At 66.8% G+C, this 14,600-nt stretch carries 17 protein-coding genes and 1 other RNA gene; 14 read left to right on the forward strand and 4 right to left on the reverse strand.

The annotated features are described in order from the left end of the window. The first annotated feature begins 83 nt into the window (after positions 1-83). From QOL57_RS08755 to pepQ, 3 genes are all read left to right on the forward strand, one after another. Complete coding sequence (locus QOL57_RS08755) at positions 84-2,360, forward strand: DUF1631 family protein (RefSeq protein WP_089236673.1); 2,277 nt, start codon at positions 84-86, stop codon at positions 2,358-2,360. After that, positions 2,357-2,731, forward strand: a complete 375-nt coding sequence (locus tag QOL57_RS08760; RefSeq protein WP_089236674.1) for a PilZ domain-containing protein — start codon at positions 2,357-2,359, stop codon at positions 2,729-2,731. Before QOL57_RS08755 ends, QOL57_RS08760 begins: the two co-directional genes overlap by 4 nt. A 75-nt stretch (positions 2,732-2,806) precedes the next feature. Continuing rightward, the gene (pepQ, locus tag QOL57_RS08765; RefSeq protein ID WP_089236675.1) at positions 2,807-4,138 is read left to right on the forward strand and encodes a Xaa-Pro dipeptidase; all 1,332 of its coding nucleotides are present in this window, start codon (positions 2,807-2,809) and stop codon (positions 4,136-4,138) included. A gap of 499 nt (positions 4,139-4,637) precedes the next feature. On the opposite strand, the gene QOL57_RS08770 is transcribed toward pepQ, so the two are convergent. After that, positions 4,638-5,960, reverse strand: a complete 1,323-nt coding sequence (locus QOL57_RS08770) for an aminopeptidase P N-terminal domain-containing protein (protein WP_089238089.1) — start codon at positions 5,958-5,960, stop codon at positions 4,638-4,640. Positions 5,961-5,965: 5 nt separating this feature from the next. After that, positions 5,966-6,514, reverse strand: a complete 549-nt coding sequence (locus QOL57_RS08775; RefSeq protein WP_089236676.1) for a YecA family protein — start codon at positions 6,512-6,514, stop codon at positions 5,966-5,968. Between the two features lie 153 nt (positions 6,515-6,667). Here QOL57_RS08775 and QOL57_RS08780 point away from each other — a divergent pair, with 153 nt between their 5' ends. The 8 genes from QOL57_RS08780 (at position 6,668) to QOL57_RS08815 (ending at position 10,921) form a co-directional block, all read left to right on the forward strand. Next, positions 6,668-6,889, forward strand: a complete 222-nt coding sequence (locus tag QOL57_RS08780) for a TIGR02449 family protein (RefSeq protein WP_025874200.1) — start codon at positions 6,668-6,670, stop codon at positions 6,887-6,889. Further along, on the forward strand, positions 6,886-7,182 hold the full coding sequence (locus QOL57_RS08785; RefSeq protein ID WP_025874199.1) for a cell division protein ZapA: 297 nt from the start codon (positions 6,886-6,888) through the stop codon (positions 7,180-7,182). Before QOL57_RS08780 ends, QOL57_RS08785 begins: the two co-directional genes overlap by 4 nt. 97 nt (positions 7,183-7,279) lie before the next feature. Next, a non-coding RNA gene (gene ssrS, locus QOL57_RS08790) (6S RNA) lies at positions 7,280-7,465 on the forward strand. 83 nt (positions 7,466-7,548) lie between these two features. Further along, a complete protein-coding gene (locus tag QOL57_RS08795; protein ID WP_089236677.1) occupies positions 7,549-8,142 on the forward strand; it encodes a 5-formyltetrahydrofolate cyclo-ligase in 594 nt (197 codons plus the stop codon). Then, positions 8,139-8,618, forward strand: a complete 480-nt coding sequence (locus tag QOL57_RS08800) for an EVE domain-containing protein (protein ID WP_089236678.1) — start codon at positions 8,139-8,141, stop codon at positions 8,616-8,618. Before QOL57_RS08795 ends, QOL57_RS08800 begins: the two co-directional genes overlap by 4 nt. A 24-nt stretch (positions 8,619-8,642) precedes the next feature. Then, positions 8,643-9,290, forward strand: coding sequence for a ribose-5-phosphate isomerase RpiA (rpiA, locus tag QOL57_RS08805; RefSeq protein WP_089236679.1), 648 nt, complete (start codon positions 8,643-8,645; stop codon positions 9,288-9,290). A 20-nt stretch (positions 9,291-9,310) separates the two neighbouring features. Beyond that, positions 9,311-9,757 (forward strand): DUF192 domain-containing protein, encoded by a 447-nt coding sequence (locus tag QOL57_RS08810; protein WP_089236680.1) that lies wholly within the window; start codon positions 9,311-9,313, stop codon positions 9,755-9,757. Positions 9,758-10,075: 318 nt separating this feature from the next. Then, entirely contained in the window at positions 10,076-10,921 is an 846-nt protein-coding gene (locus tag QOL57_RS08815) for a SirB1 family protein (protein WP_089236681.1), read from the forward strand. Positions 10,922-10,983: 62 nt separating this feature from the next. Here the strand turns inward: QOL57_RS08815 and QOL57_RS08820 are convergent, their stop codons facing one another. Then, positions 10,984-11,208: a rubredoxin gene (locus QOL57_RS08820; protein WP_089236682.1), complete on the reverse strand. Its 225-nt coding sequence runs from the start codon at positions 11,206-11,208 to the stop codon at positions 10,984-10,986. Positions 11,209-11,242: 34 nt separating this feature from the next. Here QOL57_RS08820 and thiE point away from each other — a divergent pair, with 34 nt between their 5' ends. Further along, complete coding sequence (thiE, locus tag QOL57_RS08825; RefSeq protein WP_089236683.1) at positions 11,243-11,878, forward strand: thiamine phosphate synthase; 636 nt, start codon at positions 11,243-11,245, stop codon at positions 11,876-11,878. A gap of 15 nt (positions 11,879-11,893) precedes the next feature. Continuing rightward, positions 11,894-13,183, forward strand: a complete 1,290-nt coding sequence (gene hemL / locus QOL57_RS08830; RefSeq protein WP_089236684.1) for a glutamate-1-semialdehyde 2,1-aminomutase — start codon at positions 11,894-11,896, stop codon at positions 13,181-13,183. Between the two features lie 165 nt (positions 13,184-13,348). On the opposite strand, the gene azu is transcribed toward hemL, so the two are convergent. Then, positions 13,349-13,798 carry an azurin gene (azu, locus tag QOL57_RS08835; RefSeq protein ID WP_089238091.1) on the reverse strand — a complete coding sequence of 150 codons (450 nt, stop codon included), beginning with the start codon at positions 13,796-13,798 and terminating at the stop codon, positions 13,349-13,351. A 122-nt stretch (positions 13,799-13,920) separates the two neighbouring features. On the opposite strand from azu, the gene QOL57_RS08840 reads away from it, so the two are divergent. After that, on the forward strand, positions 13,921-14,523 hold the full coding sequence (locus tag QOL57_RS08840; protein ID WP_089236685.1) for an HAD-IA family hydrolase: 603 nt from the start codon (positions 13,921-13,923) through the stop codon (positions 14,521-14,523). Positions 14,524-14,600: the final 77 nt, after the last annotated feature.

Here is a 14,600-nt window from a genome sequence, read left to right on the forward strand (position 1 = left end):
GAATCTGCCGCTAAAGTAGCGCCGCCACCGGCCGACACGGTAGATTCCAAGTTCGATACGCGGGAATCCGGACCCCCTCGCCGATGTCTGCTGTCTTCTCTCTTTCCAGTGCCGACACTGCCCGCTTGGCCGCGGCCGACCTGCCGCCGCGTGTACGCGAGCTGCTGGGCGCGTTGATCGGCCTGTGCCACCAGGCCCTGACGGCACCGCTGATCCTCACCGTGGAAGCGCTGGAGCAGACCCTGCTGCATGACGCCGACCATGCCCGCAACCCGCAACAGCAGGCCGATCTGCTGGGCCAACGCGGCCAGCTGCATGCATTCGCCGGTCACTTCAGCGACCGCATGCTCGATGCACTGGCTGATGCGCTTGCGCGGCTGCGTGAACCGGCCGCCCCGGTCGTGGCCGCCGTCACCCCACCGCCGTTGCCCGGCATGCTGGGGTTGACCCTGGTGGCCGAGCATGAGGTCGACCGCGACCTGCTGCTGACCGAAATGGTGCGCCGGGAAACACTGCGTTCGGCCAACGCCTTGAACCTGCTCGGCCAGCGTCTGGGTGTTGTTGCCGGCACACCGGCTTTTGAAGCCGATACCCTGCCGCTGGCACCGCAGGCCCTGTGCGCGATGGTGCGCAAGCTGGCCGAACAGGATGCCCTCAGCGCCGACGTCCAGATGGCGCTGTACCGCAGTTTCGAGCGGCAGGTACTGGAACGGCTGGGCGATGTGCTCGACCGCGCCAATGCGCTGCTGGCACAGCACGGCATCCTGCCGGGCCTGGTCTACACCCCGTACCTGGCGCGTTCTTCCAGCACCCGCCGGATCATCACCCAGTCGGTCGGCAGCGGCCGCAGCGGACGCCCGTCACCGCGCCCGCCCACGCCGATGACCGGTTGGGGTGGCTCGGCACCGGCCGGCTCTTGGTCGACATTGATGCAGGACGCTCTCGCCGATGCGACAGCGCCCGGCTCGTCGGTCGGACGGACTGTGCCGGCCAGCAGCATGCTGCATGAGATGCTGCAACGGGCGCGGCAAGCTCCACAGCCAGCGGCTGAAACGGCAGCCCTGCCCAGCGCGGCAGTTGATGCCGTACTGGCGCGCCTGCAGGGCCAGGCCAGCGCCGCCAGCGCCATGACCGATCTGCAGGCCGCCGTGGTCGCCCAGCTGCGCAGCGAGCATGGCGCGCAGGCAAACCTTGGTAGCCGCGACAGCGACAACCTCGATCTGCTGCGCCTGCTGCTGCAGCAGGTACAGCAGCAACAACGACCGGATCCGGTGCCGGCCGCGCTGCTCGCGCGCCTGCAGGTGCCACTGGCGCGCGCAGCGATGGCCGACCCCGGATTCTTCGTACGCGACGAACACCCGGCACGCGAACTGCTCAACCATGTCGCTGAAGCCGGCGCCAGCTGGCTCGGCGATGACGATGTCGACCCGCAGCTGCTGCAACGGCTGGCGCAGAGCGTACAGGGCCTGCTCGGCCAGGATGCACGCACGCCCGAGGCCTTTGCCGCCGCCAACGAAGAGATACAGCAGCACCAGCGTGCCGCCGCGCACCGCGCCGAACTGGCCGAGCGCCGTCACGTGGAAGCCGCACGCGGCAAGGAACGGCTGGAACTTGCGCGACGCCAGGCCAATGCGCAGATCGATCAGTGCTGCGACACGCAGGAACCGCCACGCTTCGTGCAGACACTGCTGCGCCAGGCCTGGGCGGACGCATTGACGCTAACCCGCCTGCGCCACGGTGATGATTCGCCGCAATGGCAGCAGCGCCTGCAGCAGACCGAACGCATCGCGGCGATCACTGCCGAGGCCGCCAGCGAAAGCAGCTCGACCGATGCATCGCTGGCCGCCGAGGTTGAATCGGCCCTGCTGCAGGTCGGCTACCACGCAGAGGAAGCCGCAGCCGTCGCGCGCCGCCTGTCCACGCCGGGTGGTGAAGACGAAAGCACCTCACGCACCGAACTCAGTGCACGCCTGAAGGCGCATGCACGACTGGGCGAGCACGCAGGCGCACAGGCCCTGACAAACGACGCCACCCCTCGCAGCGAAGCCGAAGAGGCCTGCTACCAGCAGTTGTGCGCGCTACCCTTCGGCAGCTGGTTCGATATCGACGATGGCGAAGGCACACTGCGCCGCCAGCGTCTGTCCTGGTACAGCCTGTTGACCGGCCATGTGCTGTTCGTCAACGCGCGGGGACAGAAGATCAGCGAAACCACCCTGGACGCCCTCGCCCGGCAGATGGATGCCGGACGCGCGCAACTGGTCACCGAAGACAAGGGCCGGCTGGTCGATCGCGCTTGGCAGGCGAGCTTGGGCGCACTGCGCACGCTCGCCGGACATCGCCCGCAGGAGCCCAATGCATGAGTACCCAGCCCCCTGTGGATACCCGCCGCGCACCGCGTCGGCAGGTCTCCGATCTGATACCGGTGACCGACCAGATGCGCGATAGCGTGGTCGGCCGACTTGGCAATGTGTCCGAGACCGGCATGCTGATGCTGGCCAGCGCCACGCTGCGCGACGATGCGCTGTATCAGTTGCGCTTCCCGTTGCCGTTGGCCGATGGTCGCAGCGAGCTGATCGACGTCGGCGTACACCTGCTGTGGAGCGAACCGGCGCATGCGCCCGGCCAGAGCTGGGCAGGCTTCCGCTTCCTGACCCTGTCACGCGAGCATCGGCAGCAACTGCGCCAATGGATCGGCGAAGACGACGACGAGGCACCGGTTTCGACGGGCTGAGTGCCGGTTCCGGCACAGCGGATTGCGTCGGTATCCGGCAGAATCTAAGGCCGTTTCCCGTGTCGAGCCACCGCAATGATCCAGCAAGACCCCGGCGCCCTGTATCCCGACCACCTGGCCGTGCTGTGCCGACGCGCCGAGCAGGCGCTGGCACGCGGCGGCTTCGACCACCTGGTGGTGCCCAGCGGCACCCTGCACTACCAGGTCTTCGACGACCGTGACTACCCGTACGCGGTCAACCCGCAGTTCAAGGCCTGGCTGCCGCTGACCCGCGTACCCAACAGCTGGATCGTGTTCACCCCGGGCAAGCGCCCGGCGGTGATCTTCCACCAGCCGTTCGACTACTGGCATGTGGTACCGGACGCCCCGAGCGGCTGGTGGGTCGAGCACTTCGACATCCACATCATCCGCACGCCCGAAGAAGCGCTGGCGCTGCTGCCGTCCGATCCGGCGCGCTGTGCGATCCTGGGTGAACCGCAGAGCGCGCTGGGCGCCTATGTGCCCAACAACCCCGCGCCGGTGGTGAACTACCTGGAATGGCATCGCGGCAGCAAGACGCCGTATGAAATCGCACTGATGCGCCAGGCGCAGGTGCTCGGCGTGCGCGGCCATCGCGCGGCCGAAGCGGCGTTCCGCAATGGCGCCGACGAGTTCAGCATCCACATGGCCTATTGCCAGGCCGTGGGCCAGGACGCCACTGAACTGCCGTACGGCAACATCGTGGCCCTGAACGAGCACGCCGCCGTGCTGCATTACACCGAGCTGGGCCGCAAGGCACCGCAGCCGCTGCGCAGCTTCCTGATCGACGCCGGCGCCAGCGCGTATGGTTATGCCAGCGACATCACCCGCACCTACGCCGCCGCCGGCCATGACGAGTTCGCGGCAATGATCGAAGCCGTCGATGCCGCGCAGCAGACGATGTGCGCAGCGGTGCGCCCGGGCTTCGACTACAAGCAGCTGCATGTTGACGCGCATCTGTCGCTGATGGGCGTGCTGAAGGACTTCGGCGTGATCAAGGTGTCGCCGCAGACCGCGCTGGAAACCGGCGTCAGCGCCGCGTTCTTCCCGCATGGCATCGGTCATCTGATCGGCCTGCAGGTGCACGACGTCGCCGGTTTCGCCGCCAGCGACGAAGGCGGCCGCATCGAGCGCCCGGCCGGCCATCCGTATCTGCGCCTGACCCGCGTGCTGGAACCGGGCATGGTGGTGACGATCGAGCCGGGTCTGTACTTCATCGACATGCTGTTGAACGAAGTGAAGGCTGCCGGCCATGGCGATGCGATCAACTGGGAGCGAGTGGATTTCTTCCGCCCGTATGGCGGCATCCGCATCGAAGACGAAGTGCTGTGCACTGATGGCGAGGCGGACAATCTGACGCGGCCGGTGTTTGCGGCGGCGAACGGCTGAGGCCCTCGTGGTTGGTCGCGAAATGCATCGAGACTACTGAGGCTTGGCCGGGCGGGTGAGCTGCGCAGGGGACGCCGTAAATACGTCCCTGTAGGCTCGGGCGCGCCATCCATGGCGCTTACGCCCCTGCGCAGCCCACCCGCCCGGCCACGGACAGTTTCCGTGTGCGGCCAGCCACGGAAGAAAGAAAGAAAAGCAAAAGCGGGTCGCTCGCTGCGCTCGCTCTGTGTCGACCAAGGTCGACACCTACCAACGGCCGCGCGTCCCAACAACCGCGCGTTCCAACAATCGCCGCTACCAACAGCCGCAGGAATCTGTCAGAGGTGGGGCGGTGTGGGTGGGCAGGACCGTTGGCGCCATGGATGGCGCCATCGAGCCCCCATGGATGGGTTTACGGCGTGTCCTGACTACCCACACCGCCCCGCCATCCCACGCAATGCCGCTCTGGCTTTGGCTGTTGCCTCTGCAGGTGCAGGGCTGCAAGCCCTGCCGAAAACCCTTACCCCGCCATCAACGCTTCGATCTCGTCGGCGCTGCGTTCCAGGCCCTCGGTCAACACCCGATGCCCGTCGTCGGTGATCAGCACGTCATCTTCGGTACGGATGCCGATGCCGCGCCAGCGCGGTTCCACCGTCGTGTCGTCCACGCCGATGTACAGCCCCGGCTCGATGGTGAAGGCCATGCCCGGCTCCAGCAGGCGCGAATCGCCGGCCAGGCGGTAATCGCCTACGTCGTGCACATCCAGCCCGATCCAGTGCCCGGTCTTGTGCCGGTAGAAACGCTGGTACAACCCTTCGGCAAGATTCTTTTCCAGCGTGCCCTTCAACAGGCCCAGCTGCAGCAACCCCTCGGTGAGGGTCTGCACCGCCGCCAGATGGCCCATTTCGTAGGCTACCCCCGGTTTGGCCTGGGCCAGTGCCGCCGCCTGCGCCGCGCCCACCAGATCATGCAGCGCGCGCTGCTCGGTGCTGAAACGACCGTTGACCGGGAACGTACGGGTGATGTCACTGGCATAGCCGCGGAACTCGGCACCGGCATCGATCAACACCAGTTCGCCGTCGCGCGAACGCGCGTTGTTGTCGCGGTAATGCAGGACGCAGGCGTTGCGGCCGGCGCCGACGATGCTGCAGTACGCAGGCACCGCGTCGTTGGCGCGGAACACCCGCTCAAGCTCGGCCTGCAGTTCGTACTCGTGGATGCCGGCCTTCGCGGCCTGCATGGCGGCACGATGCGCCAGCACACTGATATCGGCCGCGCGCTGCATCAACGCCACCTCGGCACCGGACTTGAACAACCGCTGCTCGTGCAGCAGATGGCCCAGTTCCAGGAACTCATGCGGTGGCTGCGCACCGTGGCGCACCTGCGAACGTACACGGTTCACCCAGCCGATCAGCTTCAGGTCGAAATCCGCATCGCGGCCGAAGTGGTAGTACACCCGCGACCGCCCTTCCAGCAGGCCCGGCAGGATGTCGTCCAGATCGGTGATCGGGTAGGCATCGTCCATCGCGTACTGCGCCACAGCGCCTTCCTGGCCGGCGCGACCGCCATCCCAGGCTTCGCGCTCGGGATCGCGCTCGCGGCAGAACAGGATGGCTTCGCCGTGGCGGCGACCGGGAATCAGCACCAGTACCGCTTCCGGCTCCGGGAAGCCGCTCAGGTACTGGAAATCCGAATCCTGCCGGTACGGATAATGGGTATCGAGGCTGCGCACCTTCTCCGATGCCGCCGGCAGCACCAGGATCGCGTCTTCACCCGCCATGTCCATCAACTGCCGGCGACGACGCTTGTACTCGCCGGCAGCGATGCCGGTGCGCTGCTTGATATCCATCAGTTCAGGCGCTGCCGATGGCGCGCGGCCAGCACCACGTCACCGTGCAGCAGCAGCACCGCCACCCGGATGAACTCTTCGATCTCCGACAGGGCTTCGTCGTCATCGTCACCGCCGGCTTCGAAGTCCTCGCTCGAGGCACGGGCCAGGCTGGCCAGGTCGTTCAGTGCTTCCTCGCCTTCTTCGGACAGGGTCGGCCGGTGGCCGCCACTGCCCAGGCCGAAGCCGCCCAGGAAAGAACGGGTCCAGCTGAACATGGCGTCCGCCTGCGCGGCCACGTCGCTGCTGTCGGTCAACAGCAGCTCGAAGGCGAAGTCACGGTCTTCCAGCTGCTTGATGGTGGCCTCCAGCAACTGCGCCAGCGCACTGTCGGCAGCCACCTGCGGCAGATTGTCGTCGGCCAGCACGCGCGCGGGCCAGTCATTGCCGGGGGCACCGCCAGCGGCCAGCCAGCCGCACAGCCCGCCATGCAGCTCGGCAGCAGTGGCGCCCAGGCCCAGTTCCTGGCTGGCGCGGGTAACGTCGTCGACGGAGGGAAGTTCGGTCATCGTGCGGCTCGTTCGGAAGGGAAACTGCGGAGCGCGCACGCGCGCGCCCGTGAGCCGGGTAGTGTAGCAATGTGTCCGCCTGCTCTCCGTAGCCGCCGGGGCCTGCTGCGACAGTGCTTGACCGCCCTGACCCGGCTTGCCTATCGTGCGGGCATGGAACCCGCCGATCCCCTTGCCCAGCTGCAGGCCTTCGCCGCCCGTGTGGAGGCGTTGCTCGACCGCAACCAGCGGCTGGCCGAGGAGAACCGCAGCCTGCGCCACCAGCAGGAACAGCTGGTGGCCGAGCGCTCTACGCTGCTGGCCAAGAACGAGCAGGCGCGTTCGCGGGTGGAAGCGATGATCACCCGGCTCAAATCCCTGGAGCAGCACACATGAGTGCCGAACCGGTCAGCGTCCGCATCCTCGACCGTGAATACACGGTTGGCGTCGGTGGTGATGAACGCGACAGCCTGATGGCGGCCGCCCGCCTGCTGGACGCGCGCATGCGCGAGATCCGTGGCAGCAACCGAATGGCTGCGGTTGACCGCATCGCGGTGCTGGCAGCGCTCAACCTGGCGCACGAACTGCAGCTGCTGCGCGATGAGAACGCCCGCCAGGCGGTGGCCCTGCAGCAGACCCTGGCCGACCTGAACCGGCGTCTGGACCGGGCAATCGACAGCAGCACGTGAGAAAGGCGCGGAATGCGCCTTCTCTTTTCTGAATTGGCACGCACTGTTGCCGACGAACGGCCTATCCAGATCCTGCGTGCTGGCTATAATGGCCACGCGTTCTCTGCGGTACTCGACGGCATGTGCAAACATTCGCCTTGTCCCTTAAGAACGACACCGGGAGCGCGACAGCGCCGGGAGTGCAGGTCCGCCTTGCAGCGGGAAGCCCGATGGTTCTCCAACGTTCCCACTTGAGCCCGCGGGTTCAAGGTCGTTTCGCATGCATCGACATTGCGGAGAATGCAATATTCCAGCAAGGGCGGCGTCTTCGGGCGTCGCCCTTGTTCTTTCCGGCACAATGACGGCTGATCCTTGCCGCATGCTGCCATGACCGACCCGCGACAGGCCCTGCGCCACGACCTGCGGCAACGCCGCCGCGACCTTTCCGCCCCCGCCCGTATCGCCGCTGCCGAATCGCTGGCCGATGCGCTGCTCGCGCTGCCGTTCGCCCCGCGCGAAGGCGCCGTGGCCGGCTACTGGGCGCTGGATGGCGAAATCGCCCTGCACCGCTGGCAGCTGCAGCTGCCCGACACGCTGCGCTACTGCCTGCCGGTACTGCACGGCGATGTGCTGCGCTTCGCGCCCTGGCGCCCCGGCCAACCGTTGACCAGCAACCGTTACGGCATCCCCGAACCGGACATCGCCCTCGAAGACACCCTGGAACCGGCGCAGATGGCCCTGGTGGTGACACCGCTGGTGGGCTTCGACGCACAGTGCCGGCGGCTGGGGATGGGAGGCGGCTGGTATGATCGCAGCTTCGCCTTCCGCCATGATCGGCCGGCGCCACCCTGGCTGGTCGGCGCGGCATTCTCGGTGCAGCAGGTCGAGTCCTTGCCGGTAGCGTCCTGGGACGTGCCGGTGGATGCGATCTGCACTGAAGCCGGCACCCTGCTCCCTTCCGCTGCCCCCGTGAACGCATGACCGCCCGCAAGCGCTACTGGCTGATGAAGTCCGAACCGGACGCCTTTTCCATCGATGACCTGGCCAAGGTCAAGGTTGAACCCTGGAATGGCGTGCGCAACTACCAGGCGCGCAATTTCATGCGCGACGGCATGCAGGTCGGCGACGGCATCCTGTTCTACCACTCCAATACCAAGGTGCCCGGCATCGTCGGCCTGGCCACGGTGGCCAGCGCGGCCTACCCGGATGACACCCAGTTCGATCCGAAATCCGACTACCACGACCCCAAGAGCACGCGCGAGAACCCGCGCTGGATGCTGGTGGACGTGGCCTTCGACCGCAAGCTGAAGCAGGTGATCGCGCTGGACGAGATCAAGCTGCACGCCGAGGAACTCGGCGAAGGCTTCCCGCTGGTTGCCAAGGGCAACCGCCTGTCGGTGTTCCCGGTGACCGCCACGCAGTGGAAGCTGCTGCTGTCGCTGGAAAAGAAATCCTGATTCCCTGCCTGAGAGCTCCCCGCAATGTCTGAAGCCAAGCGCCTGGCCGCCGAAAAGGCCATCGAGTACGTCGAAGACGGCATGATCGTCGGTGTCGGTACCGGTTCCACCGTCGCCTATTTCATCGATGCGCTGGCCCGCATCCAGCATCGCATCAAGGGTGCGGTGTCCAGTTCCGAACAGAGCACCGCGCGCCTGAAGCAGCATGGCATCGAGGTGATCGAACTGAACCACACCGGCACCCTGTCGCTGTACGTTGATGGCGCCGACGAGTGCGATGGCAACAAGTGCCTGATCAAGGGCGGCGGCGCTGCGCTGACCCGCGAGAAGATCATCGCCGAGGCCAGCGAGCGCTTTGTCTGCATCGTCGACCCGAGCAAGCAGGTGCCGGTACTGGGCAGGTTCCCGCTGCCGGTGGAAGTGATCCCGATGGCACGCAGCCTGGTCGCCCGCCAGATCCGCGACATGACCGGCGGCCAGCCGACCTGGCGCGAAGGCGTGGTGACCGACAACGGCAACCAGATCCTGGACATCCACAACCTGCAGATCACCGATCCGGAAAAGCTGGAGCGCGAGCTCAACCAGTTGCCGGGCGTGGTCTGTGTCGGCCTGTTCGCACGTCGCCGTGCCGATGTGGTGATCGTCGGCGGCGAGCCGCCGATCGTGCTCTGACCCTTCGAAGGACCCTGACGATGTCGTTGCTGCGCTCCCTGCTGATGCTTCCGCTGCTGGCCCTGGCCGGCTGCGCCACCGATGCCGCCCGCCACTGGGTGGAACTTGACGGTGCGCGCTATGTCGTTGAACTGGCCACCAACGATGAAACCCGTGCGCGCGGGTTGATGTTCCGCGACCAGATGGCCGAAGACCACGGCATGCTGTTCGTGCATGACCGCGAGGAAATGCAGGCGTACTGGATGAAGAACACCAAGATCGCGCTGGACATCCTGTACTTCGACAGCGAGCGCAAGCTGGTGAGCCAGCAGCGCGACGTACCGCCGTGTTCTGCCGGCGACATGTGCCCGCCCTACCCCAGCGGCGGTCCGGCGCGCTTCGTGCTGGAGCTCAATGCCGGCCAGGCGGAGAAGCTCAAGCTGAAGGATGGGACCGAGCTGACCTTCGGCCCGGGTATCGAGAAGTAAGGGTTCGGCCGGGCTGCGCCCGGCCCCCACCGAATCAACATCAAATGCAACATCTGGGCGACCGAGGGATGGCGGGGCGGTGTGGGCTTGCAGGACACGCCGTAAACCCATCCCTGGGGGCTCGTAGGCGCCATCCATGGCGCCTGCGGTCCTGCAAGCCCACACCGCCCCACCCCTGACAGTTTCCCGCTGCTGTTGGTAGGTGTCGACCTTGGTCGACACGGTAGATCCACGCCATGCGTGGATGGAAGGACGATGACGTGACGAATTCACGCCACGCTGCTTGAAACCGCCCACGATTGCCGCCAGTCTGTGGGCATGCAGGACCGGATCACACTCCCCGACTGGGATGCACTGGCCGCCTTCGACGACGAGGCGCTGCCACTGCTGCCGACCGCGCTGCTGATCGCGCGCGATGAATATCCCGATCTGCAGCCGTCGACCTACGATGCGCTGGTGCAGAGCCACGTCGAGCACCTGCGTGCCGAGGTGGACAGCATCGAGCACAGCCCGCTGAAGATGGCGGCCATCAACCGGCATCTGTTCGATGAGCTGGGTTACAGCGGCGACCACCAGGAGTACTACGACCCGCGCAACAGCTACCTCAACCAGGTGTTCGAGCGCCGTCTGGGCAATCCGATCTCGCTGGCGCTGGTGCAGATGGAAGTGGCGCGACGGCTGGGCATTCCGCTGGACGGCGTGTCATTTCCCGGTCATTTCCTGGTGCGCCTGCCGGTCGACGATGGCGTGCTGGTGATGGACCCGTTCAACGGTGGCCGCCCGCTGGACGTGGACGAACTGCGCGAGCGCGCCAAGTCGCACCTGGGCGGGCAGATGCCCGACGACCAGGTGCTGGCGCAGATCCTCGATCCTGCACCCAGCCGCGCGATCCTGATCCGCATGCTGCGCAACCTGCATGGGGTCTATGCCGAGGCCAGCGAGTGGGATCGTGCCGCGCGCAGTGCCGACCGCCTGCTCAAGCTCGCCCCCGAACAGGACGATGCCCTGCGTGATCGCGGCCTGGCCTATCTGCAGCTGGACTACCTGGCCGGGGCTCGCACCGACCTGGGCCTGTACCTGAAGCGCAACCCCGAGGCCAGCGACGCGCAATGGCTGCGCGAGAAGCTGATTGATCTCGGCGGGCCAGCACCACGGCTGCATTGAGTGAGGTTGTCGGGTGTGTGGACCAACGGTCCACACCCACAGGAGGGCCTGGCGGCCCCCCCTCAATCGACTTCGACCATCTCGAAATCGTCCTTGGTGACGCCGCAATCCGGGCACGTCCAGGTCTCGGGAATGTCTTCCCAGCGCGTGCCCGGGGCGATGCCCTCTTCCGGCAGCCCATCCGCTTCGCGGTACAGGAATCCGCAGACCACGCACATCCAGGTACGCAGGGTGGTGGGGGTGGCTTCGCTCATCGGATAATCAGGGCTGGATTCACGGGCCGCCATTGTCCCATCGCGGTCCACTCACCGGTAGCCATCGATGACTTCTGCTTCCCCGACGCCCCGCGGCGTCTACCTGATCACCCCGGATGAACCCGATACCGCCCGCCTGCTGGCGCGCACCGCGCCGCTGCTGGCCGCCGGTGCCACCTGGCTGCAGTACCGCAACAAGACCGCCAGCGATGCCCTGCGACAGGAACAGACCACGGCCCTTCAGGCCTTGTGCGCCGCCCATGGGGTGCCGCTGATCGTCAACGACGACCCGGTGCTGGCCCAGGCCATCGGCGCGGCCGGCGTGCACCTGGGCGGCACCGACGGTGACATCGGCGCCGCCCGCACCCTGCTCGGCCCCGACGCCATCATCGGCGCGTCCTGCTACGACCAGCTGGCCAACGCCGAGCGCGCCGTGGCTGCCGGCGCCAGCTACGTAGCCTTCGGCGCGTTCTTCCCCACCACCACCAAGGTCACCAGCAGCCGCGCCCACGTTGACCTGCTGCGGCAAAGCGCCGCACTGGGCGTGCCGCGGGTGGCGATTGGCGGCCTGAGCCCGGACAATGTCGGTCCCATCATCGATGCCGGCGCCGATCTGCTGGCCGTGGTCAGCGGCATCTACGCCGCGCAGGACCCGGTCGCGACCCAGCGCGCCTACCTCGCCCGATTCGATACGCAGCAGTAATCCCCAGGAAACCCCATGAACCACGACCAGTCCCACGCCCTGTTCTCCCGCGCCCAGGAACTGCTGCCTGGCGGCGTCAACTCACCGGTGCGCGCGTTCAAGTCGGTTGGCGGCGAGCCCTTCTTCGTCGAGCGCGCCGACGGCGCCTACCTGTACGACGTCGACGGCAACCGCTACATCGACTACGTGGGCTCGTGGGGCCCGATGATCGTTGGCCACAACCACACCGCCGTACGCCAGGCAGTGAAGAAGGCGATCGACAACGGCCTGTCGTTCGGTGCGCCGTGCGCAGCGGAAGTGACCATGGCCGAGACCATCACCCGCCTGGTGCCGTCGTGCGAGATGGTGCGCATGGTCAACTCCGGTACCGAGGCCACCCTGTCGGCGATCCGCCTGGCGCGCGGTGCCACCGGCCGCAACCGAATCGTCAAGTTCGAAGGCTGCTACCACGGCCACGGCGACTCGTTCCTGGTCAAGGCCGGCAGCGGCATGTTGACCCTGGGCGTGCCGACCTCGCCCGGCGTGCCGGCCGGCCTCAGCGAACTGACCCTGACCCTGCCCTACAACGACTTCGAGGCCGCCACCGCATTGTTCGAAGAACAGGGCAGCGAGATCGCGGGCCTGATCATCGAGCCGGTGGTGGGCAACGCCAACTGCATTCCGCCGCGCGCAGGCTACCTGCAGCACCTGCGTGCGCTGTGCACGCAGTACGGCACGCTGCTGATCTTCGATGAAGTGATGACCGGCTTCCGCGTTGCCCTGGGCGGTGCGCAGGCGTACTACGGCATCACCCCGGACCTGACCACCTTCGGCAAGATCATCGGCGGCGGCATGCCGGTGGGCGCCTATGGTGGCCGTCGCGAGCTGATGCAGCAGATTGCCCCCGCCGGCCCGATCTACCAGGCCGGTACGCTCAGCGGCAATCCGGTGGCGATGGCCGCCGGTCTGGCCATGCTGGAGCTGATCCAGCAGCCGGGCTTCCACGACGATCTGAGCGCACGTGCCGCACGCCTGTGCGCGGGCCTGGAAGCGGCCGCTGCCGATGCCGGTGTAGCGGTGACCACCACCCAGGTGGGCGCGATGTTCGGCCTGTTCTTCACCAGCGAAAAGGTGGAGACCTACGCCCAGGCCACGGCCTGTGACATCCCGGCGTTCAACCGCTTCTTCCACGCGATGCTGGACCAGGGCGTGTTCCTGGCACCGTCGGCGTACGAGGCCGGCTTCCTGTCCAGCGCACACGATGATGCGGTGATCGAAGCGACGCTGGCAGCGGCGCGCGTGGCGTTCAAGGCGGCCAAGGGCTGAGCCCACGCCCGGTAGATGCCAACCTTGGTTGGCATTGCCGTGGCACGGCATCCACGCGTGGCATGGATCTACCAGGCTGCGTGCGGCGTTCCACCTGTAGAGCCGAGCCATGCTCGGCTTACCGCGCGGAGAGCAGTCGAGCATGGCTCGACTCTACAGACGGCATCAACCGAAGACGAACTTGCCCTTCATCATCGCGAAGTGGCCGGGGAACGAGCAGAAGAAGGTGTAATCGCCGCCTTTCTGCATGCCCTTCGTGGAAAAACGCACGCGGGTGGTCTCGCCACCACCGATCACCTTGGTGTGGGCCAGAACACGCTTGTCGGCCTTCGGCAGGTAGCTGTCGGCCAGGGTCATGCGCATGCCCGCCATCGCCACCGGCTGGTAGTCGGCGGTGCGGGTCAACACCCAGTTGTGGCCCATCGCGGTGGCGGCCAGCTTGCCGGTGTGGCGCAGGGTCAGATCGATTTCGCTGCAATCGGCGGCCACCTTGATCTCGCGGCTGCTGAAACTCATCTGGTCGGTGCTGTCGATGCTCACCGCACATACGCGCGCCATCGCCGACGGCGCCAGCATCAACGCGCCCAGTCCCACCGCTACCATCCAAGCCTTCATCATTGCGTCTCCTGCAGGTTCGATGGCCATTCTAGGCAGCGGCCTGCCCGCCCGGCTGCGACCGTGTGTCGCAGTGGTGGTCCAGGGTTTGCGCGGGGTTGCGGCAATGGCATGCTCGACCGATGCGGATCGATCTTCTCCTGCTCGATGTCGACGGCGTGCTGGTGCACTACCAGCGCGCACAGCGCGTGCTGCACCTGGCACAGGCGCTGGACGTGCCGACCGCGCACGTGCAGGCCGCGCTGTACGACAGCGGACTGGAAGCGGCACACGACAGCGGCACGCTGGATGGCGGGCGCTATCTGGCCAAGCTTGGCGAACTGCTCGGCACGACGGTAACGCTGCCAACCTGGGTCGCCGCTCGCCACGCGGCCAGCCACCCTCAACTGCCAGTACTGCAACGGCTGCAGGAACTGCAGGTGCCGATCGCGGTGCTGACCAACAACGGTGCGTTGATGGCACAGGCGCTGCCGACGCTGCTGCCGCAACTGTTTCCTGCATTGCAGGATCGCGTGTTCTGCAGCGCGGACTTCGGCCTGCGCAAACCCGCGCCGCAGGTATTCCTGCGCACGCTAGCGGCCCTCGGCGTGGCACCGGGGCACACGCTGTTCGTCGATGACCTGTTCGCCAACGTGCGCGGCGCGCGCGCAGCCGGCCTGCATGCGGAAACCGTGCAGGACGGACGCGGACTGGGCAAGGTACTGAAGCGCTACGGGGTGCGGTAATCCGCAATTCTGTAGAGCCGAGCCCATGCTCGGCTGCTGTTGCCTGACATCGCGATGAGCCGAGCATGGGCTCGGCT

Origin of the sequence: Stenotrophomonas sp. yr243 (assembly GCF_900184195.1) — a bacterium.
Lineage (GTDB): Bacteria > Pseudomonadota > Gammaproteobacteria > Xanthomonadales > Xanthomonadaceae > Stenotrophomonas > Stenotrophomonas lactitubi.

What these genes read in the sequence shown, in the direction of transcription:
- QOL57_RS08755 (WP_089236673.1), top strand. Translation starts at nt 84, where the DNA reads ATGTCTGCTGTCTTCTCTCTTTCCAGTGCCGACACTGCCCGCTTGGCC.
- QOL57_RS08760 (WP_089236674.1), top strand. Translation starts at nt 2,357, where the DNA reads ATGAGTACCCAGCCCCCTGTGGATACCCGCCGCGCACCGCGTCGGCAG.
- pepQ (WP_089236675.1), top strand. Translation starts at nt 2,807, where the DNA reads ATGATCCAGCAAGACCCCGGCGCCCTGTATCCCGACCACCTGGCCGTG.
- QOL57_RS08775 (WP_089236676.1), bottom strand. Translation starts at nt 6,514, where the DNA reads ATGACCGAACTTCCCTCCGTCGACGACGTTACCCGCGCCAGCCAGGAA.
- QOL57_RS08780 (WP_025874200.1), top strand. Translation starts at nt 6,668, where the DNA reads ATGGAACCCGCCGATCCCCTTGCCCAGCTGCAGGCCTTCGCCGCCCGT.
- QOL57_RS08785 (WP_025874199.1), top strand. Translation starts at nt 6,886, where the DNA reads ATGAGTGCCGAACCGGTCAGCGTCCGCATCCTCGACCGTGAATACACG.
- QOL57_RS08795 (WP_089236677.1), top strand. Translation starts at nt 7,549, where the DNA reads ATGACCGACCCGCGACAGGCCCTGCGCCACGACCTGCGGCAACGCCGC.
- QOL57_RS08800 (WP_089236678.1), top strand. Translation starts at nt 8,139, where the DNA reads ATGACCGCCCGCAAGCGCTACTGGCTGATGAAGTCCGAACCGGACGCC.
- rpiA (WP_089236679.1), top strand. Translation starts at nt 8,643, where the DNA reads ATGTCTGAAGCCAAGCGCCTGGCCGCCGAAAAGGCCATCGAGTACGTC.
- QOL57_RS08810 (WP_089236680.1), top strand. Translation starts at nt 9,311, where the DNA reads ATGTCGTTGCTGCGCTCCCTGCTGATGCTTCCGCTGCTGGCCCTGGCC.
- QOL57_RS08815 (WP_089236681.1), top strand. Translation starts at nt 10,076, where the DNA reads ATGCAGGACCGGATCACACTCCCCGACTGGGATGCACTGGCCGCCTTC.
- QOL57_RS08820 (WP_089236682.1), bottom strand. Translation starts at nt 11,208, where the DNA reads ATGGCGGCCCGTGAATCCAGCCCTGATTATCCGATGAGCGAAGCCACC.
- thiE (WP_089236683.1), top strand. Translation starts at nt 11,243, where the DNA reads ATGACTTCTGCTTCCCCGACGCCCCGCGGCGTCTACCTGATCACCCCG.
- hemL (WP_089236684.1), top strand. Translation starts at nt 11,894, where the DNA reads ATGAACCACGACCAGTCCCACGCCCTGTTCTCCCGCGCCCAGGAACTG.
- azu (WP_089238091.1), bottom strand. Translation starts at nt 13,798, where the DNA reads ATGAAGGCTTGGATGGTAGCGGTGGGACTGGGCGCGTTGATGCTGGCG.
- QOL57_RS08840 (WP_089236685.1), top strand. Translation starts at nt 13,921, where the DNA reads ATGCGGATCGATCTTCTCCTGCTCGATGTCGACGGCGTGCTGGTGCAC.